This is a genomic window from Xanthomonas sp. BRIP62418 (genome assembly GCF_003993495.1).
In the GTDB taxonomy this organism is placed as follows: domain Bacteria; phylum Pseudomonadota; class Gammaproteobacteria; order Xanthomonadales; family Xanthomonadaceae; genus Xanthomonas; species Xanthomonas euroxanthea.
In genome coordinates this window covers 113,361-139,474 of record NZ_QEZG01000049.1, presented here as the reverse complement: position 1 = coordinate 139,474, position 26,114 = coordinate 113,361, and the positions used below count along the sequence as shown (strand labels likewise).

General features: G+C 66.2%; 16 protein-coding genes and 1 tRNA gene. 15 read left to right on the top strand and 2 right to left on the bottom strand.

Going from position 1 to position 26,114, the window contains the following annotated elements:
- Positions 1-12 precede the first annotated feature (12 nt).
- The 6 genes from EO174_RS18860 (at position 13) to EO174_RS18835 (ending at position 4,736) form a co-directional block, all read left to right on the top strand.
- Positions 13-1,368 (top strand): aminodeoxychorismate synthase component I, encoded by a 1,356-nt coding sequence (locus EO174_RS18860; protein ID WP_115676292.1) that lies wholly within the window; start codon positions 13-15, stop codon positions 1,366-1,368.
- 60 nt (positions 1,369-1,428) lie between these two features.
- Positions 1,429-2,493 (top strand): endolytic transglycosylase MltG, encoded by a 1,065-nt coding sequence (gene mltG / locus EO174_RS18855; RefSeq protein ID WP_115676293.1) that lies wholly within the window; start codon positions 1,429-1,431, stop codon positions 2,491-2,493.
- The gene (locus tag EO174_RS18850) at positions 2,490-3,449 is read left to right on the top strand and encodes a DNA polymerase III subunit delta' (RefSeq protein ID WP_119129162.1); all 960 of its coding nucleotides are present in this window, start codon (positions 2,490-2,492) and stop codon (positions 3,447-3,449) included. Before mltG ends, EO174_RS18850 begins: the two co-directional genes overlap by 4 nt.
- Positions 3,446-3,799 (top strand): PilZ domain-containing protein, encoded by a 354-nt coding sequence (locus tag EO174_RS18845; protein WP_026064467.1) that lies wholly within the window; start codon positions 3,446-3,448, stop codon positions 3,797-3,799. Before EO174_RS18850 ends, EO174_RS18845 begins: the two co-directional genes overlap by 4 nt.
- A 228-nt stretch (positions 3,800-4,027) precedes the next feature.
- Positions 4,028-4,102: transfer RNA gene (locus tag EO174_RS18840), tRNA-Val, on the top strand.
- Between the two features lie 307 nt (positions 4,103-4,409).
- A complete protein-coding gene (locus EO174_RS18835; protein ID WP_119129163.1) occupies positions 4,410-4,736 on the top strand; it encodes a hypothetical protein in 327 nt (108 codons plus the stop codon).
- Positions 4,737-4,923: 187 nt separating this feature from the next.
- On the opposite strand, the gene prpR is transcribed toward EO174_RS18835, so the two are convergent.
- Positions 4,924-6,531: a propionate catabolism operon regulatory protein PrpR gene (gene prpR, locus EO174_RS18830; RefSeq protein ID WP_126946686.1), complete on the bottom strand. Its 1,608-nt coding sequence runs from the start codon at positions 6,529-6,531 to the stop codon at positions 4,924-4,926.
- 146 nt (positions 6,532-6,677) lie between these two features.
- On the opposite strand from prpR, the gene prpB reads away from it, so the two are divergent.
- Complete coding sequence (gene prpB / locus EO174_RS18825; RefSeq protein ID WP_115676297.1) at positions 6,678-7,574, top strand: methylisocitrate lyase; 897 nt, start codon at positions 6,678-6,680, stop codon at positions 7,572-7,574.
- A gap of 75 nt (positions 7,575-7,649) precedes the next feature.
- The gene (gene prpC, locus EO174_RS18820) at positions 7,650-8,804 is read left to right on the top strand and encodes a 2-methylcitrate synthase (RefSeq protein ID WP_126946683.1); all 1,155 of its coding nucleotides are present in this window, start codon (positions 7,650-7,652) and stop codon (positions 8,802-8,804) included.
- Positions 8,805-8,827: 23 nt separating this feature from the next.
- On the opposite strand, the gene EO174_RS18815 is transcribed toward prpC, so the two are convergent.
- A complete protein-coding gene (locus EO174_RS18815; protein WP_126946680.1) occupies positions 8,828-9,010 on the bottom strand; it encodes a hypothetical protein in 183 nt (60 codons plus the stop codon).
- Positions 9,011-9,045: 35 nt separating this feature from the next.
- Between EO174_RS18815 and acnD the strand changes: the two genes are divergently transcribed.
- The 7 genes from acnD (at position 9,046) to EO174_RS18775 (ending at position 26,052) form a co-directional block, all read left to right on the top strand.
- Positions 9,046-11,640 carry a Fe/S-dependent 2-methylisocitrate dehydratase AcnD gene (gene acnD / locus EO174_RS18810; protein ID WP_126946677.1) on the top strand — a complete coding sequence of 865 codons (2,595 nt, stop codon included), beginning with the start codon at positions 9,046-9,048 and terminating at the stop codon, positions 11,638-11,640.
- Between the two features lie 9 nt (positions 11,641-11,649).
- The gene (locus EO174_RS18805) at positions 11,650-12,207 is read left to right on the top strand and encodes a 2'-5' RNA ligase family protein (RefSeq protein ID WP_115676300.1); all 558 of its coding nucleotides are present in this window, start codon (positions 11,650-11,652) and stop codon (positions 12,205-12,207) included.
- 113 nt (positions 12,208-12,320) lie between these two features.
- A complete protein-coding gene (gene prpF / locus EO174_RS18800) occupies positions 12,321-13,520 on the top strand; it encodes a 2-methylaconitate cis-trans isomerase PrpF (RefSeq protein WP_126946674.1) in 1,200 nt (399 codons plus the stop codon).
- A gap of 188 nt (positions 13,521-13,708) precedes the next feature.
- Complete coding sequence (locus EO174_RS18795; protein ID WP_104582343.1) at positions 13,709-15,925, top strand: TonB-dependent receptor; 2,217 nt, start codon at positions 13,709-13,711, stop codon at positions 15,923-15,925.
- 106 nt (positions 15,926-16,031) lie between these two features.
- Positions 16,032-17,003 carry a nucleoside hydrolase gene (locus tag EO174_RS18790; RefSeq protein WP_126946939.1) on the top strand — a complete coding sequence of 324 codons (972 nt, stop codon included), beginning with the start codon at positions 16,032-16,034 and terminating at the stop codon, positions 17,001-17,003.
- A gap of 678 nt (positions 17,004-17,681) precedes the next feature.
- A complete protein-coding gene (locus tag EO174_RS18780) occupies positions 17,682-22,583 on the top strand; it encodes an alpha-2-macroglobulin (protein ID WP_206515091.1) in 4,902 nt (1,633 codons plus the stop codon).
- Between the two features lie 343 nt (positions 22,584-22,926).
- The gene (locus EO174_RS18775) at positions 22,927-26,052 is read left to right on the top strand and encodes a TonB-dependent receptor (protein WP_126946670.1); all 3,126 of its coding nucleotides are present in this window, start codon (positions 22,927-22,929) and stop codon (positions 26,050-26,052) included.
- Positions 26,053-26,114 lie beyond the last annotated feature (62 nt).

Sequence of the window (26,114 nt, the reverse complement as noted above, 5' to 3'; positions counted from 1 at the left end):
CACACCAGGCCGATGACGCTCACCAGACCCCTGCACGCGGACATCGACCTGCTGGCGCTGCATCGGCTGGCGCCGCAGCGCTATCCGGCACTGCTCGAATCCACTGCTTCCGGCACCGCCCACGGCCGCTGGGATGTGTTGTTGCTGGCAGACGGCGCAAGCCTGCGGCTGGATGCCGACGGGCGCACGCGCGACGGCGATGGACGGGTGCTGGACGGCGGCTTTCTGCAGGCACTGGATGCGGCCTGGCAGGCCGAGCGCCTGCCGCACGCTGCGACCGGCCCGTGGCCGTTTCGCGGTGGCTGGGCGGTATTGCTGGATTACGAGCTGGCCGCGCAGGTCGAACCGATTCTGCAGCTACCCACGCGCAGCGATGGCTTGCCGAGCGCGCTGGCGCTGCGCGCACCGGCCGCGGTGCTGCGCGATCGGGTGCAGGGCCACTGCATCGCGCTGGCCGAGCCGGGCCGCGCAGATCTGCTGACCCGCATCGTCGATGACATCGCCGCCTGCGCCGCGCTGCCGCCGTTGCCAGCGTGGGCCGGGCCGGCGGCTGTCGAAGAAGATGCGCCGGAGCGCTTTACCGCTGCCGTGGAGCGTGTGCTCGATTACCTGCGCGCCGGCGACGTGTTCCAGGCCAATATCTCGCGCGCCTGGCATGCGGCGTTCGCCGCTGCGGTCGATCCGGCGGCGTTGCATGCGCGCCTGCGCGCGGCCAATCCCGCCCCGTTTGCCGGCCTGTTCGTCGCGGCAGGCCGCGCGGTGGTGAGTTCCTCGCCGGAGCGGCTGGTGTCGGTGCAGGGCGATGTGGTGCAGACGCGCCCGATCGCCGGTACCCGCGCGCGCTTTGCCGGCGACGACGATGCCGCGCGCATCCGCGAGCTGGTCGGCCATCCGAAGGAGCGCGCCGAGCACGTCATGCTGATCGACCTGGAACGCAACGACCTGGGGCGCATCTGCGCACCGGGCACGGTGGAGGTGGACGAGCTGATGGGCGTGGAAAGCTACGCGCATGTGCACCATATCGTCAGCAACGTGCGTGGCCGTCTGCGCCCCGACGTCACCCCGGGCGAGGTGGTTGCTGCGGTATTTCCGGGCGGCACCATCACCGGTTGCCCGAAGGTGCGCTGCATGCAGATCATCGCCGAGCTCGAAGGCACCGCGCGTGGCGCCTATACCGGCGCATTCGGCTGGCTCAATCGCGACGGCGACATGGATCTGAACATCCTGATCCGCACCGCCGAGGTGGCCGGGGACCAGGTGCATTTCCGCACCGGCGCCGGGATCGTGGTGGATTCGGACCCGCAGCGCGAACTGGATGAAACCCGCGCCAAGGCGCGCGGCGTGCTGCGCGCCTTCGACCAGGCATGAGCGCTTCAACGGGACATCACCGGCGCGCGGTATCCTGCGCGGCGCTGGGGCAATGACGAGGTGCGTGTGGCGGTGACTGGCAAACGTGGATGTCTGGCCGTGCTGGGCACGGCGCTGTTGCTTGCAGCGCTGCTGGCGATTGCGGCCGTGGTGGCGTGGCGGCATTACCTGCACTTTGCCCAGACGCCGGTGAGCGCGAGTGCGCCCAGCGTGGTGATCGCGCCTGGCGATTCACTCAAGGCCACGCTGCGCAAGTTGCGCGCCGCCGGCGTGGCACAGGGCACCGATCTGGAATGGCAGCTGCTCGCGCGCCAGGTCGATGCGGCCGGCAAGCTCAAGGTGGGCGAATACGCGCTGGCCCCGGCGCTGTCGCCGCGCGAGCTGCTCGAACGCATGCGCCAGGGCCGGGTGATCCAGTACCGCTTCACGATCGTGGAAGGCTGGAACTTCCGCCAGCTGCGCGCCGCGATCGCCACCGCCACGCCGCTGCGGCAATCCATCGCTGCGCTGGACGATGCGGCAGTGATGGCGCGGCTGGGTTTTGCCAGCCAGCACCCGGAAGGGCGCTTTCTGCCGGAAACCTATCTCTACCAGCGCGGCGACAGCGATCTGGACGTGCTCAAGCGCGCTCACCTCGCCATGGACAAAGCGCTGGCGCAGGCCTGGGCGCAGCGCGCTGCCGATCTGCCGCTCAGCTCGCCGGAGCAGGCGTTGATCCTGGCCTCCATCATCGAAAAGGAAACCGCGCTGGGTTCGGAGCGTCCGCTGATTGCCGGCGTGTTCCTGCGCCGCCTGCAGCTGGGCATGAAGCTGCAGACCGACCCCACCGTGATCTACGGCATCGGCAGCAGCTACGACGGCAATATCCGCCGCCGCGACCTGACCACCGATACGCCGTACAACACCTACACCCGCGCCGGCCTGACCCCGACCCCGATCGCCATGCCCGGCCGCGAGGCCTTGCTGGCGGCAGTGCGTCCGGCACCGGGGAATGCCTTGTACTTCGTGGCGGTCGGCGATGGCACCGGCGCGCACGTGTTCTCGGCCACCCTGGCCGAACACAATGCGGCGGTGGCGCGTTACCTGCAGCGTCGCCGCCTGCCGCAACCGGAGCCCACGCCATGACCACTGCGTTCTCACCCTGGCAGCAGCGCGCCTACGACCAGACGCTGGCGGCGCTGGACGCCGGCCGGCTCGGCCACGGCTTGCTGATCTGCGGGCCGGATGGCCTGGGCAAGCGTGCGGTGGCCCTGGCGTTGGCCGAGCACGTGCTGGCCAGCGCGCCGGACCCGGCGCTGGCGCAGCGCAGCCGGCAGCTGATCGCCGCCGGAACCCACCCGGATCTGCAGCTGATCTCGTTCATTCCCAACCGCACCGGCGACAAGCTGCGCACCGAGATCGTGATCGAGCAGGTGCGCGAGATTTCGCAAAAGCTCTCGTTGACCCCGCAGTACGGCATCGCCCAGATCGTGATCGTCGACCCGGCCGATGCGATCAATCGCGCTGCCTGTAACGCGCTGCTCAAGACGCTGGAAGAACCCTCGCCGGGGCGCTACCTGTGGCTGATCAGCGCGCAGCCGGCACGCTTGCCGGCGACCATCCGCAGCCGCTGCCAGCGCCTGGAATTCAAGCTGCCGCCCGCGCACGAGGCGCTGGCCTGGCTGCTGTCGCAGGGCGTCGACGAGCGGGCTGCGCAGGAAGCGCTGGATGCCGCGCGCGGTCATCCGGGGCTTGCGGCGCAGTGGCTGCGCGAGGATGGCCTGGCGGTGCGGCGCGCGGTGGCGCAGGACCTGGAACAGATCGCCGCCGGGCGCGCCGGCGCAGTGGAGGTTGCGCAGCGCTGGACCAACGACGGCCAGGCCGACCAACGGCTGCGCCACGCGGCGGACCTTGCGCTGGCCCAGGCATCGGCCGGCTTGACCGATCCATCGCGGTTGCACAAGCTGGCGACCTGGTTCGACGCCGCCAATCGCACCCGCGACCTGCTGCGCACCACCGTCCGCGCCGATCTGGCGGTGACGGAATTGTTGCTGGCCTGGCGCGAGGGAGAGCGTCCGGCACGTTCTAGGGGAACTCGATGAGTGCAATGAATGCACGCCAGGGCATTTTGTCGCTGGCGTTGAAGGACAAGCCGGCGCTCTACAGCGCCTACATGCCGTTCGTGAAGGGCGGCGGCATCTTCGTGCCCACGCCCAAGCGCTACATGCTCGGCGACGAGGTCTTCCTGCTGCTGACGCTGCCGGACTCCAGCGAACGCCTGCCGGTCGCCGGCAAGGTCATCTGGACCACCCCGGCCGGTGCGCAAGGCAACCGCGCCGCCGGCATCGGCGTGCAGTTCCCGGACGGCCAGGAAGGCGAGAGCGTGCGCAACAAGATCGAGACGCTGCTGGCGGGATTGACGACCTCCGACAAGCCGACGCACACGATGTGATGCGGGGCGCCGCGGCCGCGCGCGTGATCGCCGTTGTCTGGCGCGGGGCATCGACGGGCGTATCGGGCATCTGAACGGCGCCGAATCGATTGCCACAGCGTCGCTCCAGGGAGTCATGGCGCCACGCCCAGCCACCGGAACGGGGCGTTTTCGAGCGCATTGCCGCCGCCGCCGATGAACCTGTTGACGATCGCCGCAGCTGCCCTATAATGTGCGGCTCGCGTCACCGGGCGGTTAGCTCAGCGGTAGAGCATTGCCTTCACACGGCAAGGGTCACAAGTTCGAACCTTGTACCGCCCACCATCGAAATCCAGCAGCAGCAAGGGTTTCAACGCGAGAAGAAGAGCCGGCCATGTGCCGGCTTTTTTGTTGTCCTGAAGGCGCTCCTGCAACCGCCTTGGGCGTCTGGCTCGGTTGAAGTGATGTGGACCAGCCGATGCCGTCAAAACGCAGGTGTCGCCGCTATCCGCGCGAGTGGGATGCAGAGCCCGTTGATCCCAACGACTTGTTCAAGTCGCTGATAGGCCTGTTCATCCGGTTGTGCCTGCTTGTTGCAGGCGCAGGAACGAATCGCCATCCTGCAGTCCCCCGCGTTGAAGAAGGAGTGGCGATGAAGGCGCTGCTTGGAAGTGCTCTGGTTGCGATGGCGTTGCTGGCCGGCTGTGCACGCGATGTGGGCGAGCAGTACGTGGGCAGGTGGGTCAACACGACGTCGGAGAAGAACGTGCTCAGCATCGAGCACAACGGCGAGAGCTTCATCATTCGCGATACCACGCCGGAGCGGCTCGGCGGCGGCGTCAGGACGAAGAATCATCCGGCGATCTTGAACAAGGGCGTGCTGCAGGTGTCCGGCGCCGATGGCACCGTCAACTATGCGATCGACCAGGCGACCGGGCACCTGAGTACGGGCGATACCGAGTACATGCGGGTCAAGTGATCGCTGCGCACTCGTTCAATGGGGGGTGCTGGGTAGCGGCACTGCGTGTGATCACATCACCAATGGGGCAGCACCCCTGGCGTGTGGAACGCGGCGCATGACCTGTTGCCGCGAGCGCGCGGCTGGCGTTGTGAAGATTTCGCGAAACAGGTCCGCGCATGCGGCCCGGCCAGGCGAAGCCTGTATCTCAATCCCGCGATGCCGCTGCGTGTGCCTGCATCCAGCGCCACAACGTCGTGCGCGAGACGCCCAGTGCCTGTGCGGCGAGGGCGCGATTGCCGTTTGCGCGATCGAGCGCTGCGCGAACTACCGCTGTGGTGAGTTGCAGGCGCGAGCTCGCAAGATCGGTGTGCCCGGGTGCTGCTGCGCCATCGCCATCGCCAATGCGCATCTCGAACAGCTCAGGTGCCCAGCGTTCCAGTTGATCCAGGTCAAGGCTGTGGCGCGGTTGTGCCTTCCAATGAATGCACAGGCGCTCGACCAGATTGCGTAATTCGCGCACGTTGCCCGGCCATACGTGCTGTTGCAGCCGCTGCAGTGCTGTCGATGACAGCGGGGAAGGCATGCCGCCGAGGTGCTGGAAGTAATGCGCCAGCAACAAGGCGATCTCGTCGGGGCGGTTGCGCAGCGGCGGCAGGGCGATGCGTAGCGCTGCCAGGCGATAGAAGAGGTCGCGGCGGAAGCGTCCTTGCTCGACCAGTGCCTGCAGCGGCTGCAGGCTGGCGGCGACCACGCGCACGTCCACGGCGACCGGCAGGGTGGCGCCAACCCGCAGCACTTCGCGCTCTTCCAGCACGCGTAGCAGGCGTGTCTGCAGCGGCATCGGCAGTTCGCCGATTTCGTCGAGAAACAGCGTGCCGTCCTGCGCGGCTTCGATCAGGCCGACATGGCCGCCGCGGCGTGCGCCGGTAAAGGCGCCGTCGCTGTAGCCGAACAATTCCGCCTCCAGCAACGACTCGCTGATGGCGCCGCAGTTGATGGCGACGAAGCGGCCACGCCGGCGGCTGCCGGCATGCAACTGGCGTGCGACCAGTTCCTTGCCGGTGCCGGTCTCGCCGCTGATCAGCACGGTGCCCGGATGCGGGGCGTACAGCTGCACCAGCTCGCGCACCTGGGTGATTGCAGCATCGTCGCCCAGCAATGCGTCGGTGCGCTGCACCCGTCGGGTGCCGGTGCGGCTGGCGGAGTGATCGTTGCCGGGTGCGCTTCCCAGCGCGATGGCGTGCTCGAGTGCCAGGCGGACCGAATCTGCCGAATACAGCAGTACCCCGGGCAAGCCGGCCTGCTCGGCGAAATCGATCGCCATGCCGGTGCCGACGATGACCTGGATGCCGCTGGCACGCAGGTCGGCGATGCAGTCGCGCGCGTCCTCGGCGGTGACGAAGCGACGGTGTTCGATGTCCAGGTCGAAGCTGTCCTGAAACGCGCGGAACGAGGGCACGTCGGTGGCATGGGTGACCACGCCGATGCGCGGTGCGATGCGGCGTGCGCGCGCCAGCGCTTCCATCAGATCGAATCCGGTGGCCTGGATCGGCGCCAGTGGCAGTGCGAGCCGGCTGCGCAGATAGGCGGCATTGGAGCCGCCGGCGACCAGCACGTCGCAGCGCTCGCGGCGCAGGCGCTGGCCGATGACATCCACGGCCTCGGCAAAGCCGAGGTTGACCTGCTCGATGCGCGCGCGCTGGTCGAACTCGGGGATGACGTCGGCCAGCAGGCCGGTCAGGCGAGAGACGCTGACGGTCCAGATGACGGGGCCAGAGGTCTCCGTCGGCTCGATAAATCGGGGGCTGCGCATCGGTGGCGTCGCGTTGCAGGGATGTTGCATCGTGCTTGGCGCGTTGCAGTATTGCAACATTCGGCGCTGACTGGTCCAGTCGAATCAATGGCTTGGCGTTGGCATGCCATTTGCGCTCTATCCCGCATCCCACCCCAGGAACCACCATGACGTCCTCGCCCACTGCTTCCGCCGGCTCGCGCTTCCGCGCCGCGCTGGCCGCCGAATCGCCGCTGCAAGTGATCGGCGCGATCAATGCCAACCACGCGCTGCTGGCGCAGCGCGCCGGCTATCAGGCCATCTACCTGTCTGGCGGTGGCGTGGCGGCCGGTTCGCTGGGGTTGCCGGACCTGGGCATCAATACGCTGGAAGACGTGCTGATCGACGTGCGCCGCATCACCGATGTCTGCGCGCTGCCGCTGCTCGTGGACGTGGATACCGGCTTCGGGCCGAGCGCGTTCAATATCGAGCGCACCATCAAGTCGCTGATCAAGGCCGGCGCGGCCGGCTGCCATATCGAAGACCAGGTCGGTGCCAAGCGCTGCGGGCATCGGCCGGGCAAGGAGATCGTCAGCCAGGCCGAGATGGTCGACCGGGTCAAGGCGGCGGCCGATGCCAAGACCGATGCGGCGTTCTTCTTGATCGCACGCACCGATGCGATCCAGATGGAGGGCGTGGATGCGGCGATCGAGCGTGCGATCGCCTGCGTGGAGGCCGGTGCCGACGGCATCTTTGCCGAGGCCGCGTACGACCTGGAGACGTACACGCGGTTTGTCGATGCGGTGCGCGTGCCGGTGCTGGCCAACATCACTGAATTCGGCAAGACGCCGCTGTTCACACGCGACCAGCTCGCGCAGGCCGGCGTGGCGATCCAGCTGTTTCCGCTGTCGGCGTTCCGTGCGGCCAACAAGGCGGCCGAAGCGGTCTACACCGCCATCCGGCGCGATGGGCACCAGCAGGCCGTGCTGGACACCATGCAGACGCGCGAAGAGCTGTACGAGCGCATCGGCTACCACGACTACGAGCAGCGCCTGGACGGCTTGTTTGCACGCAAAGGCGCATGATCGCGCCTTGCTGCGTGCAGGTTCGGCCATTTCATCCGTGACACCGCAACACGACACCGTTTGGGAGCGCATCGCATGAACGACACCGTCAATCCCGGCTTCAAGCCGAAGAAATCCGTCGCCTTGTCCGGCACCGCTGCGGGCAACACCGCGCTGTGCACGGTGGGGCGCAGCGGCAACGACCTGCATTACCGCGGCTACGACATCCTGGACCTGGCCACCACCAGCGAGTTCGAGGAAATCGCCTATCTGCTGGTGCATGGCAAGTTGCCCAATAGTGGCGAACTGCGCGGTTACAAGGCCAAGTTGCGTTCGCTGCGCGGCGTGCCGGCGGCAGTGAAGACGGCGCTGGAACAGCTGCCGCCGTCGTCGCATCCGATGGATGTGATGCGCACCGGCGTGTCGGTGCTGGGCTGCCTGCAGCCGGAAAAGGACGACCACAATCATCCTGGCGCACGCGATATCGCCGACAAGCTGATGGCCTCGCTGGGGTCGATGCTGCTGTACTGGTATCACTACAGCCACAACGGCAAGCGCATCGAGGTGGAAACCGACGACGACTCGATCGGCGGGCACTTCCTGCACCTGTTGCACGGGTTTGCGCCGAAGGACGCGTGGGTGCGTGCGATGCACACCAGCCTGATCCTGTACGCCGAGCACGAGTTCAACGCGTCGACGTTTGCGAGCCGCGTCATTGCCGGCACCGGCAGCGACATGTACAGCGCCATCGCCGGTGGCATCGGCGCACTGCGCGGGCCCAAGCATGGCGGCGCCAACGAAGTGGCCTTCGAGGTGCAAAAGCGCTACGACACGCCGGACGAGGCCGAGGCCGACATCAAGGCGCGTGTGGAGCGCAAGGAAGTGGTGATCGGCTTCGGGCATCCGGTCTATACCGTGTCCGACCCGCGCAACAAGGTGATCAAGGAGGTGGCGCGCGAGCTTTCCGAGGCACAGGGAAGCCGCAAGATGTACGACATCGCCGAGCGCCTGGAGAGCGTGATGTGGGACATCAAGAAGATGTTCCCGAACCTGGACTGGTTCAGTGCGGTCAGCTACCACATGATGGGCGTGCCGACGGCGATGTTTACGCCGCTGTTCGTGCTGGCGCGTACGGCTGGCTGGAGCGCGCACGTCATCGAGCAACGCATGGACGGCAAGATCATTCGGCCTTCTGCGAATTACACGGGGCCAGAGGATCAGGTGTTCGTGCCGCTGGATGAGCGCTCCTGAAAGCTGCTGCCTGCGAGCGGCCCTCATCCGCCCTTCGGGCACCTTCTCCCGCGTTGCGGGAGAAGGGAGAGTGGCGAGCAGCAGGTGGTGACTAGCAGCACGAGCGCCTGTAACAACAGCCACAGCAACAGCCACAGCCACAGCCACAGCCACAGCCACAGCAACAGCCACAGCCACAGCAACAGCACCAGCACCAGCACCAGCACCAGCAGACCCCGCCCGCTTTGTGATATCGCCAGCCATGAACAGCCAGTACCGCAAGCCCTTGCCGGGCACCTCGTTGGACTATTTCGATGCACGCGCCGCCGTGGATGCGCTGCAACCCGGCGCCTACGCAACGTTGCCGTATACCGCGCGCGTGCATGCCGAAAACCTGGTGCGGCGTGCGCAGCCACAGATGCTGGAGGCCTACCTGCGCCAGTTGATCGAGCGCAGGCGCGACCTGGATTTTCCCTGGTTTCCGGCGCGTGTGGTCTGTCATGACATCCTGGGGCAGACCGCGCTGGTCGACCTGGCCGGACTGCGCGATGCAATCGCCGAGCAGGGGGGCGATCCGGCGCAGGTCAACCCGGTGGTGCCGGTGCAATTGATCGTCGATCACTCGCTGGCAGTGGAATACGCCGGCTTCGACAAACAGGCCTTCGCCAAGAACCGCAGCGTGGAAGATCGCCGCAACACCGACCGCTTCCACTTCATCGAGTGGACCAAGCGCGCGTTCGAGAACATGGAGGTGATTCCGCCGGGCAACGGCATCATGCATCAGATCAATCTGGAGAAGATGTCGCCAGTGATCTACACGCTCGACGGCGTGGCGTTTCCCGATACCTGCGTGGGTACCGACAGCCACACCCCGCATGTGGATGCGCTGGGTGTGATCGCCGTGGGTGTGGGTGGGCTGGAAGCGGAGAACGTGATGCTGGGCCGTGCCTCGTGGATGCGCCTGCCCGACATCATCGGCGTGGAATTGCTGGGCCGGCCGGCGCCCGGCATCACCGCCACCGACATCGTGCTGGCCTTGACCGAATTCCTGCGCCAGCAACGCGTGGTCGGTGCCTATCTCGAGTTTTATGGAGCCGGCGCCAGCGCGCTGACCATCGGCGACCGCGCGACCATTTCCAATATGACGCCGGAGTTCGGTGCCACCGCGGCGATGTTCTATATCGACCAGCAGACGCTGGACTACCTGCGTCTGACCGGGCGCGAAGAGACGCAGATTGCGTTGGTGGACACCTACGCCCGCCAGACCGGCCTGTGGGCGGATGACCTGGTCACCGCGCACTACGAGCGCGTGCTGCAGTTCGACCTGTCGAGCGTGGTGCGCAACATGGCCGGGCCGTCCAATCCGCACAAGCGCGTGGCCACCAGCGCGCTGGCCGAGCGCGGCATTGCCGGTGTCTGGGACGATGTGCCGGGGCAGATGCCCGATGGCGCGGTGATCATCGCCGCGATCACCTCGTGCACCAATACCTCCAACCCGCGCAATGTCATTGCCGCCGGCTTGCTGGCGCGCAACGCGAACGCGCGTGGACTGACCCGCAAGCCGTGGGTCAAGAGTTCGCTGGCGCCGGGCTCCAAGGCGGTGCAGTTGTATCTGGAAGAGGCCGACCTGTTGGGCGAGCTGGAACAACTGGGCTTCGGCATCGTGGCGTTCGCCTGCACCACCTGCAACGGCATGAGTGGCGCACTGGATCCGGCGATCCAGCAGGAGATCATCGACCGCGATCTGTACGCGACAGCGGTGTTGTCGGGCAACCGCAATTTCGACGGGCGCATCCATCCCTACGCCAAGCAGGCGTTCCTGGCATCGCCACCGTTGGTGATCGCCTATGCCATCGCCGGGACGGTGCGCTTCGATATCGAAAAGGATGTGCTGGGCATCGACGCCGATGGCGTTGCGGTGACGCTCAAGGATCTGTGGCCAAGCGATGCGGAGATCGACGCGGTGGTGGCGCGCAGCGTCAAGCCGGAACACTTCCGCAGCGTCTATGACCCGATGTTCAAGCGCAGCGTGGGGCAGGGCAGCAGCGTCAGCCCGTTGTACGACTGGCGGCCGACCAGCACCTACATCCGTCGCCCGCCGTATTGGGAAGGCGCGCTCGCCGGTGCACGCAGTTTGCGCGGACTGCGCCCGCTGGCGGTGCTGGGCGACAACATCACCACCGATCATCTGTCGCCGTCGAACGCGATTCTGGCCGGCAGCGCGGCCGGCGAATACCTGGCGCAGATGGGCGTGCCGGAGGAAGACTTCAATTCCTACGCCACCCATCGCGGCGACCACCTCACCGCGCAGCGCGCCACCTTCGCCAACCCCAAACTGGTCAACGAAATGGCGGTGGTCGATGGGCAGGTCAAGGCAGGCTCGCTGGCGCGGCTGGAACCGGAAGGGCAGGTGCTGCGCATGTGGGAGGCGATCGAAACCTACATGACGCGCAAGCAGCCGCTGATCATCATTGCCGGTGCCGATTACGGCCAGGGCTCCTCGCGCGACTGGGCCGCCAAGGGCGTGCGTCTGGCCGGTGTGGAGGTGATCGTGGCCGAAGGCTTCGAGCGGATTCACCGCACTAACCTGATCGGCATGGGCGTGTTGCCGCTGGAGTTCAAGCCGGGCAGTGATCGCAAGACGCTGGGCATCGACGGCAGCGAAACCTTCGATGTGGTCGGCGAGCGCACGCCGGGTGCCACGCTGACGCTGTCGATCCATCGGCGTAATGGCGAGCAGTTGCAGGTGCCGGTGACCTGCCGGCTGGATACCGCCGAAGAAGTGTCGATCTACGAGGCGGGCGGCGTATTGCAACGGTTTGCGCAGGATTTTCTTGAGGCAAACAAGGCCGCATAGGGCAGCGTCATGGCCGAGTCTTCGCGATTGATCTTCATGCTCAAGCCGGCACCGCAGGTGCTTGCGGCCATGGTCGATGCCGTGGCTGCACACCGCCTCGATGCGATGCTTGGCGATGCCTATTTCGATCCTGGCAACTGGCATCAGTCAGTCTCGGATCGGTTTGAAGGATCTGCTGCGCGTGCGGCCATGCTGCGCGCGGGTGATCGCCTCGATGCCCAGGCAGTCACGTTTTGCTTGAATCGAATTACCAGTCGCGGAACAGACCCAGTGCATTGGGCATTTCGGGCAGAAGGCAATCCACCTGCGTTCATTGCGTTACAGGCTGCTATTGCAGCAGCGCTGCGTGCCGAAGGCTTTCGTGTTGCAAGCGGACATACGCCGCACGTCACGATTAGCTATGCGGCGCCAAGCAAGTTGAACCAGCCCATTGTGCCTATCACCTGGCATGCCACCGAGGTGTTGTTGGTCGAAGGCGGGGGGCGGCCGTATCACTATGCGCGCATCGCATGTTGGCAATTGCGACCCGATGGCCTCCTGACGGACCAGGCGCAATTGCCGTTCTGATCTGCGCAGGATTGTTTGCTTGAGATCTTCACGGTGACGCATCGCGATAGCGTATTGATGCGTCACGTAGACTTTTCCTCAATACATCCGCACGTCGTTTCCAAGGAACGCTCATGGCATTGGCTCCCCAACTCCGCATCCCGGCCACCTACATGCGTGGCGGCACCAGCAAGGGCGTGTTCTTTCGCTTGCAGGACCTGCCCGCTGCCGCCCAATTGCCGGGGCCTGCGCGCGATGCGTTGTTGCTGCGGGTGGTCGGCAGTCCCGACCCGTACGGCAAGCAGATCGACGGCATGGGTGGGGCGACCTCCAGCACCAGCAAGGGCGTGATCGTGTCGGCCAGCGCGCGCGCCGGGCACGATGTGGACTACCTGTTTGGGCAGGTGTCCATCGACAGCGCGTTCGTGGACTGGAGCGGCAACTGCGGCAACCTGTCGGCGGCGGTGGGGCCGTTTGCGATTGCCAATGGCCTGGTCGATGCCGCGCGGGTGCCGCGCGACGGTGTGGCGACGGTGTGGATCTGGCAGGCCAATATCGGCAAGACCATCGTGGCGCATGTACCGATGACCGATGGTCAGGTGCAGGAAACCGGCGACTTCGAACTGGATGGGGTGACCTTTCCGGCCGCTGAGGTGCAGCTGGAATTCCTCAACCCGGCCGACGCTGCCGAAGGCGAGGGCGGCGCGATGTTTCCCACCGGCAGGCTGATCGATCAGCTGGAGGTTCCCGGCCTGGGTACGATCGCCGCGACGCTGATCAATGCCGGCATTCCGACCATCTTCGTTAACGCGCGCGACCTGGGCTACACCGGCACCGAGCTGCAGGAGGCGATCAATGGCGACCCGCGTGCACTGACGATGTTCGAGACCTTGCGCGCGCACGGCGCGTTGCGGATGGGCTTGATTGCGAAGGTGGAAGAGGCAGCCACGCGGCAGCACACCCCGAAGGTGGCCTTTGTCGCGCCACCGGCTGATTACACCGCGTCCAGCGGCAAGCCGGTGCGCGCGGCCGAGATCGATCTGCTGGTGCGCGCGCTGTCGATGGGCAAGTTGCACCACGCCATGATGGGCACCGCGGCCGTCGCCATCGGGACAGCCGCGGCTGTGCCTGGCACGCTGGTCAATCTGGCCGCCGGCGGCGTGACGCGCACGGCGGTGCGCTTCGGGCATCCGTCCGGCACCCTGCGGGTCGGCGCCGAGGCGCAATCGATCGATGGCAAATGGCGGGTCACCAAGGCGCTGATGAGCCGCAGCGCGCGGGTGTTGATGGAAGGCTGGGTGCGGGTACCGGTCGACTCTGTTGGGGGCAGCTGATCGCCTATTGAGACCGGGCACGCCCCGGCGCACAAATTGCATGCGGGTGTTGCATTAATTCGAACACCTTTTCGAATTCGGAAAACTTTTTCGCACGCGCTCTGCCAAATTTGTGTAAATCGTGTTAATTCTGTTGCAACGCGGCATGCAGATCAGGCCGCTCCGCCAACCGAATTCGGAGTCTTCCCATGTCCGCCAGCCGGTCGCTCAAGATCAGCGCGCTCGCCGTTGCCGTCGCTTCCCTTCTTCCGCTTCATGCCGCCGCCCAGCAGGCGCCCAGCGACGACGGTGTCGTGCGCCTGGACGCGGTCAAGGTCACGGTCGAGCGCCGCTCGGAAGATTCCAAGGACGTCCCGGTCTCGGCATCGGTGCTGCGTCCGGAATTTCTGGATGCCATCTCCACCAGCGGCTCGGATATCCGCGTGCTCGCGGGCAAGGCGCCCAGCCTCAACATCGAATCGTCCAACGGCCGTGTGTTCCCGCGCGTGTACATCCGCGGCTACGGCAACACCGACTTCAACACCTACGCCTCGCAGCCGGTGTCGCTGATCTATGACGACGTGGTGCAGGAAAACGCGTTCCTGAAGGGCTTCCCGATCTTCGATCTGGAAGGCCTGGAAGTGCTGCGCGGCCCGCAGGGCACGCTGTTCGGCCGCAACACGCCGGCCGGCGTGGTCAAGTTCAACTCGGTCAAGCCGACCATTGGCGCCAATGACGGCTACGCCAGCCTGTCCTACGGCACCTACGGCACGATGACGCTGGAAAGCGGCCTGAGCATCGCCATGGGCGAGCATTGGGCGGCGCGTCTGTCCACGCTGGGCCAGCGTCGCGACGACTGGGTGGAAAACCGCGATGGCCGCGACCTGGAAGGCTATACCGATTCGGCCGTGCGCCTGCAGCTGCTGTACCAGGCCAGCGACGATTTCAGTGCCTTGTTCAACGCGCATGCGCGCCACCTGGACGGCACCGCGCGGCTGTTCCGCGCCAACGTCATCCAGCCCGGCACCAACCAGCTGGTGGACGGCTTCGACGAAGAGAAGTCCTTCATCGACGGCGCCAACAACCAGGAACTGCAGACCTATGGCGGCAGCGCCAACCTGACCTGGGACCTGGGCGACATCGCGCTGCACTCGATCACCGCCTACGAAGGCATCGGCAAGTACTACAGCCGCGGCGATATCGACGGCGGCTTCGGCGCGGTGTTCGCACCGCCGTCCGGCCCGGGCGTGATTCCGTTCCCGGTGGAAACCGCCGGCGGCATCAAGAGCCTGGACCAGTACAGCCAGGAACTGCGTGCCGAATCGCAATACGAAGGCCCGCTCAACTGGCAGGCCGGCCTGTACTACTTCCACGACGACGTGGAAGGCGAAAACTACACCTACAACACCTTCAGCGGCGGCGATCTGGCCAGCTACCAGCTGACCCGCCAGCGCAATACCTCGTGGGCGGCATTCGGCTCGTTGAACTACGCGGCCACCGATCGCCTGAACCTGCGCGCCGGCATCCGCTACACCTACGACAAGAAGACCTTCGACGTGCTGGCGCTGGACCGCGTCACGCTGGTCGAGCCGTCCAGCGGCGAGACCGACAACTCCAAGGTCACCGGCGATCTGGCGGCCACCTTCGCCATCAACGACGACGTCAACGTGTACGCCCGTGCGGCACGCGGCTTCCGCGGCGCCAGCTTCGGCGTGCCCTCGGGCACCGCGCCGCTGACCGTGGCCGAGCCGGAGACGGTGGATTCGTTCGAGATCGGCATCAAGTCGGATCTGTTCGACAACCGCGCGCGCCTGAGCTTCGACATCTACGATTTCCGCGTCAAGAACCAGCAGCTCACCGCGGTGGGCGGCGTCTCCAACGACGTGCGCCTGCTCAACGCCGACAAGACCAAGGCGCGCGGTGCCGAGTTCGACTTCGAAGCGCTGCTCACCCAGAACCTGCGCGTCACCGCCGGCGGTGCCTACAACTGGACCCGCATCGACGACCCGGCGCTGTCGGTGGGCGTGTGCCGCACCTGCACCGTGACCGACCCGCTCAACGCGGCCGGCAACGCCATCATCGACGGCAACGATCTGCCGCAGGCTGCCAAGTGGATGGCCAACGCCACCCTGCGTTACGGCATCCCGATGGGCAACGACGGCGAGCTGTTCTTCTACACCGACTGGTCCTACCGCAGCGAAGTGAACTTCTTCCTGTACGACTCCAAGGAGTTCACCGGCCAGCCGCTGGTCGAAGGCGGCGCCAAGATCGGCTACAACTGGGGTGCGGGCGCGTACGAGGTGTCGGTGTTCTGCCGCAACTGCACCAACCAGATCCGTGTGACCGGTGCGATCGACTTCAACAACCTCACCGGCTTCATCAACGACCCGCGCATCGTCGGCGCGCAGTTCCGCGCCAATTTCTGATCGGCGTGGTGGTGTAGCACGATTGAACCGCCGGCCAACACGCCGGCGGTTTTTTTATGGTCGCAGGAGCAGATACATGCAGCAGAGATGGCGAAACGCGTGGTGGATGCTGGGGCTGTGGTGCGCATCGGCAGTGGCATGGGGGCAGACGCCTGCCGTGACCGCAGCGCAGGCGCCGCCAACACCCACATCCACCGAGTTGCTGGTGGTCTCCACCGATATCGGCGACGACATCGACGATGCGTTTGCGCTGGGGTTGTTGCTGCGCAGCCCGCAGCTGCGGGTGCTGGGCATCGCATCGGCCTGGGGCGACACCGGCTTGCGCGCGCAGTTGCTGCAGCGCCTGTTGCAGCAGGCCGGGCGCAGCGAGATCCCGTTGGCGGTGGGTGCACGCACCACCAGCGCGATCCCCTTCAGCCAGGCGCGCTGGGCCGCAAGGGGACAGGCGCCAGGCAAGCTGCCGGATGCGGCGGCGATGATCCTGCAGCAGGCGCACCTGCATCCCGGCGAGGTGACCTTGCTGGTGTTGGGGCCGATGACCGACGCGGCACTGGCGCAGCAGCGCGACCCGGCCGGCTTTGCCAGGCTCAAGCGCATCGTGGCGATGGGCGGCTCGGTCCGCGTTGGCTATGGCAAATCGGCGTATCGGCCGGCCAGTGCGCCGGCGCCGGAGTACAACATCCTAGCCGATGTGCCGGCGGCGCAGCGGGTGTTCGCGGCCGGCGTGCCGATCGTGTTGCTGCCCCTGGACGCCACCCAGGTTCCGCTGGAAGAGCCCGAGCGCGTCGCGCTGTTTGCACACGGCGACGGGCTCACCGATGCGCTCACCCAGCTGTATTACCAGTGGCGCAACACCGACCAGCCCTGGGCCAGCGCCACGCCGACCTTGTTCGACGCGGTGCCGGTGGCCTGGCTGCTGCGCCCCGCACTGTGCCCGACCACGCCGTTGCACCTGGACGTCGATGCGCAGGGGTACACCCGCGAAGGCACAGGCACGCCGAACGTGCAGGCCTGCCTGCGCGCGGACAAGCCGGCGTTGATCGACCTGTACATGCGCACGGTGCTGCAGTTGCGCTAGGAGTGGCTTTCAAAATGTGGGGAGCGCCCGCTTGGTGGCGAGCGCAGTGGTTTTATTGGCCGCATTTTGGGATGCAGTCAAAAGCCTGGTTGGTCGTGCGCGCGGTGCCCTCACCGCTCGCGGGACACGCCGCAAGTACGTCCGTGTAGGCTCGGTGGCGGCATCCATGCCGCCACACGGTCCCGCAATCGGCGAGGACGCCGCACCAGAAAATGCGTCGGTTGCTTTGTTGAAAGCCTGCTTGCTGCTCTGCTTGTGATGGAACGTTTGTTGGACGCACCATCATCCGAACAATGCACGCCACGCCCTGTTTGCGCCCCTGCACACCGACCATCTCGACGGGTCCTTGCCCGCCCACCGTCGCGGGACCTTACGCGGCATGGATGCCGCGTAAGAGCCTACAGTGACGTACTTGCGGCGTGTCCCGCGATGGTGGGCGGGCAAGGACCCTGCAGCCAAGCGGCAACTCAGCGACCTGCCATGGACCGGCGTCAAACCACTGCGCTTACCGTCGGTCGGGCACGCAGGTGCCATCGCAGCGCTGGCCAGGTGGTGCATCATCGCCGCCCATCGGCAAGTCTCTACGTCGCCTCATGCCGCCATCGGTGACGTGAACGGCATCGCTATACTTACGTCCTCAGTCATGGGGTAGCGCGAATGGACAGCAGGGAATCAGGGATGAGGTGGTCGGGCACGCGGCGGATGTTGCTGTGGGTGGTATTGCTGTGCGTGGCGATCGGCGCGGTGGCGTGCAAGCGCAACGAAAGCGGCCAGTTGCCTGCCGCCAGCGGCGAGGCGATCAAGGCCGACAAGCAGGCGATCACCGGTTTTGCGCTGGCGCGCGCCTACCCCGACCAGACCAGCGACGGGCTGTCGCTGGCGCTGGAATTCTCGCGGCCGCTGGTCGGCACCCAGGACTTCGATGCGCTGGTGCGCTTCGAGGAAAAGGTCGGCACCGGCGACAGCAGTTGGACGCTGTCCGACGATGGCAAGACGTTGCGCTACCCGTACGTGGAAGCGGCCAAGGACTACACCGTGCTGGTCGACGCCAACCTGCTGGCGGCCGATGGCAGTCCCCTGGGCAAGCCGCTCAAGCAGAAGGTCTACACCGGCGCGCTCAAGCCGGTGGCCGGGTTCGCCTCGCAAGGCAGCGTGCTGCCGGCGCGCGAAAGCCGCGGCCTGCCGGTGGTGTCGGTCAACGTGCCGGAAGTGGACGTGGAGTTCCTGCGTGTGCGCGAGAAGTCACTGCCGACGTTCTTCCAGCAGTTCCAGCGCGGCGGCCGTCGCGGCAGCTGGGAGCTGGAGAGCGAATACAACGACAAACAACCGCTGTCCAGGCTGGCCGAGCCGGTGTACGTCAATCGTTTCATCCTGGGCGGCAAGCAGAACGAGCGCGTGCTGACCTACCTGCCCACGCAGGACATCAAGGAGCTGCAGGAGCCGGGCCTGTACTTTGCGGTGATGAAGCGCGCCGGCAGCTTCGAGAACGAACAGGAGACGGCGTTCTTCACCGTCAGCGACATCGGCCTGCATACGCGCGCCTACAAGGACAAGCTGTTCGTGCACACCGCCTCGTTGCAGAGCGGCGAGCCGATCAAGAACGTGGAAGTGCGCATCCTCGATGCCAAGGGCGAGCTGTTCCTCAAGGGCACCACCGACGGCAACGGCAATGCGCTGCTCAACTACACGCTCGACGCAGGCCACGTGCTGGTGGCGCGCAGCAAGACCGATATCTCGGTGCTGCCGTTCAACCAGCCGGCGCTGGACCTGAGCGAATTTGCGGTGGCCGGGCGCGAAAGCGCCTGGTTCGACGTGTTCGCCTGGGCCGGCCGCGACCTGTATCGCCCCGGCGAGACCATGCGCGTGTCGGCGATCCTGCGCGACAACGACGGCAAGCCCACCAAGCCGCAGCCGGTATTCCTGCGCCTCAAGCAGCCGGACGGCAAGACCTTCCGCGAGACCCGGCTGCAGCCGGGCGAGCAGGGCTATTTCGAGTTCACCCAGCAGATTCCGGCTGATGCACCGACCGGCCGCTGGCAGGTGGAATTCCGCACCGATCCGGCCAGTAAAGACGCCGTGCAGGGCATGAGCGTGCGCGTGGAAGAGTTCCTGCCCGAGCGCATGAAGCTGGATCTGGACAGCACACAAAAGACCCTGAGCGCCGGCCAGCCGTTCACGCTGCTCGCCAATGCCGCGTACTTGTATGGCGCGCCGGCCGATGGCAACCGCTTCACCGCCAAGCTTGCGGTCAGCGTCGAGCAGCATCCGCTCGCGTCCTTGCCGGGCTGGTTCTTCGGCGACCCCACGCTGGAGCTGCCGCGCGAAGCCAAGGACGTGATCGATACCACGTTCGGCAGCGACGGCGTGTTGCGCGAAGACATTGCGCTGCCGGCCGAAGCCAGGCCGGTCAGCACGATTGCCGCGGTGGTCTCGGGCAGCGTCTACGAGACCGGCGGGCGCACCGTCACCCGCACCGTCAAGCGCGTGCTGTGGCCGGCCAAGGCGCTGGTCGGCGTGCGCCCCTTGTTCGACGACAAGGACGGCACCGATGCCAATGGCACCGCACGCTTCGAACTCACCCGCGTGGACGCCGATGGCAAGCCGCAGCCGGCCAAGGGCCTGAAGGCCACGCTGGTGCGCGAGTTGCGCGACTACCACTGGAACTACACCGACGACCATTGGGATTACGACTTCACCCGTCGCTTCGAGAACAAGGACACGCGCACGCTCGACATCGCCGGCGGCAACGCCAAGCTCGAGTTTCCGGTGGAGTGGGGCGAGTACCGCCTGGACGTGTTCGACCCGGCCACCGGGCTGACCACGCGCTACCCGTTCCGTGCCGGCTGGAGCTGGAACGACGAAAACCGCGGCCTGGACGCGCGCCCGGACAAGGTCAAGCTGGCGCTGGACAAGACCGGCTACCGCGCCGGCGACACGCTCACCGTCACGCTGACCCCACCGCATGCCGGCAAGGGCGTGTTGCTGGTGGAAAGCGACAAGCTGCTGTACGTGCAGGACATCGACGTCAAACCGGGGAGCACGTTCGACATTCCGGTCACCGAGGCCTGGGAACGCCACGATGTGTACGTCACCGCGTTGGTGTTCCGCGGCGGCAGCGCGCCGAGCAAGATCACCCCGGCGCGCGCGGTGGGCGTGGCGTATGTGCCGATGGACCGCAAGGCGCGGCGTGTGGCGGTGGGCCTGGCGGCACCCAAGCAGATGCGCCCGGAGCAGGCCTTGCCGGTGACGGTGAGCGTGCCAGAGCTGGCCGGCAAGGCGGCGCACGTGACCATCTCGGCGGTGGACGTGGGCATCCTCAACATCACCCGTTTCCCGGTGCCCGATGCCAATGCGCAGTTCTTCGCGCAGCGACGCCTGGGTACCGATGCCTACGATATCTACGGGCGGGTGATCGAAAGCTTCGAAGGCGCCAGCGGCAAGCTCAAGTTCGGCGGCGACATGGCGCTGGAAGCCTTGCCGCAAGCCAAGCGCCCGACCGCGCGCGTGCAGACCGTGGACCTGTTTTCCGGCTCGGTGAAACTCGATGCCCGGGGCAATGCACGCGTGCAACTGCCGGTGCCGGATTTCAATGGCACCTTGCGGGTCTCGGCATTGGTGTATTCGGAGACGCGGTTCGGCAATCAGTCCATGGAAACCGTGGTGCGCGCGCCGATCCTGGCCGAGGCCAGCATGCCGCGCGTGATGGCGCCGGGTGACCGCAGCACGGTGACGCTGGACGTGCAGAACTTCACCGGCAAGCCGGGCGAGTTCAACGTGCGTGTGGACGGGATCGGCCCACTGGCCATTGCCGAGGCCGCGCGCAGCGTCAAGCTCGGTGCGGATGCCAAGCAGACGCTGAGCTTCCCGCTGAGCGCCACCGAAGGCTATAGCGTGGCCAAGGTGCGCGTGCGCGTGGACGGCAATGGCTTCAAGGCCGACCGCAGCTACGACCTGCCGGTGCGTGCCGGCTGGCCGCAGGTGTTGCGTGCGCAGACGCGCGTGCTCGATCCGCTGGCACCGATCAGCCTGGACAGCGGCTTTGCCGATGGCCTGATGGCCGGCTCGGTGACCGCGCGCATGGTGGTCAGCCCGCTGCCGCCGATTCCGTTCGCCAGCGCCCTGCAGGGTGCGTTGGACTACCCCTACGGCTGCGCCGAGCAGACCACCAGCAAGGGCTACGCCGCGCTGCTGCTCGACGATGCCACCGCCCGGGCGCTGGGCACCAAGGGGCTGGAGGCGGCCAAGCGCCGCGAGCGCATGGAAGGCGCGTTCGGTCGCCTGGCCTCGATGCAGATCGCCAGCGGGCATTTTTCGATGTGGGGCGACGACGGCTACGTCAATCCGGGCCTGACCCCGTACATCGCCGAGTTCCTGCTCGATGCCAAGGACGCCGGTTTTGCGGTGCCCGACAACGTGCTGCAGAAGGCGCTCAATCGGCTCAGCGAGGACCTGCTGTCCGGCGGCAACGAGTTCTACGGGCAGGATCGCCGCGATAGCCTGAAGTTCGCCAACCAGGCCTGGTCCGGCTACGTGCTGGCACGCGTCAACCGCGCCCCGTTAGGCACGCTGCGTGCGCTCTACGACAACCAGCGCGACAAGGCGCTGACCGGTCTGTCGCTGGTGCATCTGGGGGCGGCATTGTCGCTGCAGGGCGACACCAAGCGTGGGCAGGCGGCGATCAAGGCCGGTTTTGCCAAGGACAGCAGCGAGCGCCCGTCGTACTTCGCCGATTACGGCAGCGCGATCCGCGACGATGCCTTGATGATGGCGCTGCTGCACGAGCGTGGCCTTTCCAGGCCCGAGTACGACACCCGCGCTGTCGCGCTGGGCCGTGCGCTGGATGCACGTCGCGCCACCGGCTGGCTGTGGCTGAGCACGCAGGAGCAGGTGGCTCTGGCGCGCTTGGGCAAGGCCTTGATGGTCGGGCAGGGCAAGCAGGTCTCCGGCACCTTGAGCGTGGGCGGCGAAACGCAGCAGATCGCGCCGGCGCGCCTGTTCGGGCGCAGTTTCGACAGCGCCGCCTTGGCGCGCGGCGTGCAGTTCGCGCCGCAGGGCGAGGCCCCGATGTACGCCAGCCTGGAAGTGGCTGGCATCCCGCGCAGCGCGCCGGAGCCGGACGCGCGCACCCTCAGCGTGGAGCGCAGCTGGTACACCACCGATGGCAAACCGTGGACGCCGCGTGCATTGAAGGAAGGCGAAGCGTTGATCGTGCGTGTGGCCATCACCGCCAACAGCGACATGCCCGACGCACTGCTGACCGACCTGTTGCCGGCCGGGCTGGAGATCGAGAACTTCAATCTCGGCGATGCCAAACAGTGGGCCGACGTGGTGGTGGACGGCATCGGCATCAGCGAGCGTTCCAGCTCCGCCGACGTCAAGCACGAAGAGTTCCGCGACGACCGTTATGTGGCCGCGCTGGCGCTCTCCTCGGGCAGCAAGGCGCAGCTGTATTACCTGGTGCGCGCCGTCACGCCGGGTACCTACACGGTGCCGCCATCGTTGGTGGAAGACATGTACCGCCCCGAGCTGCGCGGCGTGGGGCGCAGCACGCCGGCGACGATGACGGTGGTGCAGCCGTAGGGTCGCGCCATCCCCTGGCGGGCCACTGAGACTCTCCCTTCTCCCCTCGGGAGAAGGTGCCCCGCAGGGGCGGAGGAGGGTACGTGCGAAGCCTCATGTCATTCACCGCCGGGTGGCTTCGCCCCGTACCCTCACCCCAACCCCTCTCCCGGAGGGGGAGGGGCTTTCCCGCGTCACTCAGAAGGTTTTCGCGAACTGCCAACTGCCTGCTTCGCATCCAGCGACATCGTTGCGCACTGTCTTTTCGATGCGATGCCAGCGACACGCAAGGGTCATTTTTGCTGGCTACGGTGGCGTGCTTTCTCATCGGCGCGGCGTCCTTGCTGCGCGATCCCGGGATTCCATGCAGCGCTCCGATTCGTACCGTTTGCCCCTGTCCGTTCTCGCCGTGACCATTGCGGCCTGTTCGCCTGCTTTGCAGGCCTACGCAAGCGAGCGTGCGGCGATGCCAGCCGACGCCTCAGCTGAAGCGTCTTCTACGGCGAGGGGCGCGACCGCGAGCCCATTAACGAGCGCAGCTACAGCGAATAATGACGAGGCAACCACGTCCGAAGCGACAGCTAACAATGACAAGGCTGCCACGCCCGATGCCGACGTTGCGGCTGCAAAGCAACGCTCTGCGTTGTCAGTAGAGGCATCTGCAGATTCCTCAGACGCTGCATCGATAGACCCTGCATCGGCGACATCGACAGTATCGCCAGTAGCGTCGCAAGGCGATGCAGCCGACCCCGACGCACCGGCCACCAGCAAAGCCGGTGTGCAGACGCTCGACGCCATGCAGGTCACTGGCGTGCGCCGTGCCAATGCCGCCGCGGTGGAAAGCAAGCGCGCGGCGACCAACATCACCGATGTGATCAGCGCCACCGATGTGCGCGCCTTGCCCGACAGCACCATCGTCGAAGCACTGCGCCGCGTGCCCGGCCTGTCGGTATTGCCGGCCACCGACAACGAGCATCCGCGCGACGAGGCTGCCACACCGGTGCTGCGCGGCCTGGGCCCGTCCTACAACAACGTCACCATCGACGGGCTGACCATCGCCTCGCCCGGCACGCCAAACGGCACGCTCGGCTCGATCACGCGCGGCGTGCGGCTGGATCTGCTGCCGGCATCGATGGTCAGCGAGTTGCAGGTGGTCAAGACCTTCACGCCCGACCTGGATCCCAATGCGACCGGCGGTGCGATCAACCTCAAGACACGCAGCGCATTCGAAAACGGCGGCAAACCGTTCTTCAGCGCCGAAGCCGCACTCGGCCACGCCAACGATGTCGGCAAGCCGCGTGATCAGGACGACCCCGGCTATCGTTTGAACGCCACCGGCAGCCGCACCTTCGGCAGCGAGCAGCAGTACGGTTTTACGCTGTCGGCCAACTACCAGACGCTGAGCAGCTACACCGAAACCCACATGACCACCGACACGGTGCATTACGGGTTCTACGACAACAACGGCGTGCTGCAGACCGGCGCCAATCTCGGCAATGGCTGGGCGGTGCCGCAGCAGGACAAGTACTGGTACGTGCAGAACCAGCGCGACCGTTACGGTGTCACCGGCAAGTTCGAGGTGCATCCCAGTGCTGCGCTCGAGGCCTATGCAACGGCCGGTTACTACTATTTCAAGGACAACATGGAGCGCAACGAGGTCATCATCGACCCGCGCAACCGTGGCCAGGTGTTCAACCAGACCGCCACCTCCGGCAGCTACCCCGGTGGCGATATCGAAGTGGGCTACTCGAACCAGATCGTCACCACGCGCACCAAGGTCGCGCAACTGGGCACGATCTGGCGGCCCACCGACCGGCAGCAGTTCTCCGCGCGCGGGGCGTGGTCGGATGCGACCTACGACGAGCCGATCCGCATGATCAAGTACGCCACCGGCATCACCCGCGCCGCGCCGGTACCGGTGGGCCAGACCGGCAGCGGCGTGACCGTCAATGCCACGCCCGATTACGCGTTCAACTACGATACCTCCGGCGTCGACCAGCGCTTCGGCGTGTCGCCGCGGGCCTATAACGATCTGGGCAACTACAGCCTGTCGTACTGGCGCCCGGACTACAAACGCACCGCCGCCGACCGCATTCTCACCGGCCGGCTCGACTATGGGTTTAACCAGGGCGAGAGCGACCAGGGCATCGGCTTTGCGGCAGGCGTGTCGTACACCACCGACAGACCGTCCTACGATATCTATCGCGTCGAGTACCAGCCCAATACCAGTGCGCCGGCGTTGGGCCTGGCCGATGTGGCAGGCACCGGCCGGGCGCCGATGCGCTATGCCGGCCTGAACCTGATCACCATCGATCCCGACAAGGCCAATCGCGCGTTGGCCGCCACGCCGCTGAGCGCCTTCAACAGCACCGACCAGCAGGCCTTCAGCAATCAGGACAACTTCACCCATACCGAAAAGACCTTCGGCAGCTATGGGCTGGTCAGCTATCGCAGCGAACGTTTCAACGTGCAGGGCGGCCTGCATTTCGACAGCACCAGGCTCAACACGGTCGGCCGCCAGCGCCAGCTGGATACCGCGACTAACCGCTATGTGTATATCGATAACCCGACCAACGCGGACTACGATTATCTGCTGCCCTCGGCCATCATGACCTACCACCTGAGCGATGCATTGGACCTGCGCGCCGGCGCAAGCCGCACGCTCGGCCGCCCGCCATACGATGCGTATGCGGCGCGCACTTCGATCGGCTTCGTCAACACCGCCGATGCCGGCAACCCGAATGCGCAAGGCGTCACCGTCACCATCGGCAACCCGGACATCAAGCCGCGCGTGTCCAATAACCTGGATTTGTCGCTGGAATGGCGCCTGCCCGGCGATTTCGACGCGTTCGCGTCCGCGGCCGTGTTCGACAAGCGCATCCAGGACGAGATCTTTACGCTCTCGCGCACCGACAGCTTCAGCTTCGACGGCACCACCTATGCCAACGCACTGATCAGCACGCCGGCCAATGCTGCCAAGGCGCGCATCCGCGGTGTGGAATTCAACGGCATCGTCAACACCCTGGCGCCGATTGCACCGTGGTTGAGTGGTGTGGGTTTCAGTGCGAACTTCGCGGTGCTCGATGGCAGCCTGGATGTGCCCTACAGCGTCGGCAGCGGCAGCAACGTGCGCCAGCGCGAGCGCAAGCTCGACAACCTGGTCGGCCAGCCGGACTACACCGCCAATGCCACGCTGTTCTACAACACCGGCGGGCTGGAGCTGCGTGCGGCCTACAATCGCCAGGGCAAGGCCTTGCGCGCCATCGTCAGCAACATCGAGTGGCAGGATCTGTACTGGTCGCCGCGTTCGCAGCTGGATTTCACCGCCACCTATGCCATCAGCAAGCAGCTCAGCCTGATCGGCCAGGTCAGCAACCTGACCCACAGCCGCATCACCAGCGTGACCGGTCCCGGGCAGAACCTGCTCAAGGACAGTTATTCGGTGCCTACGACCTACTGGTTCGGCCTGCGCTTTACGCCGACGCTTTGAGCGGCGACCGTACTGCGGCGAGCGGACGTCGGCAGCGTGCGGGCAGGGTGCAGCAAGCGAGG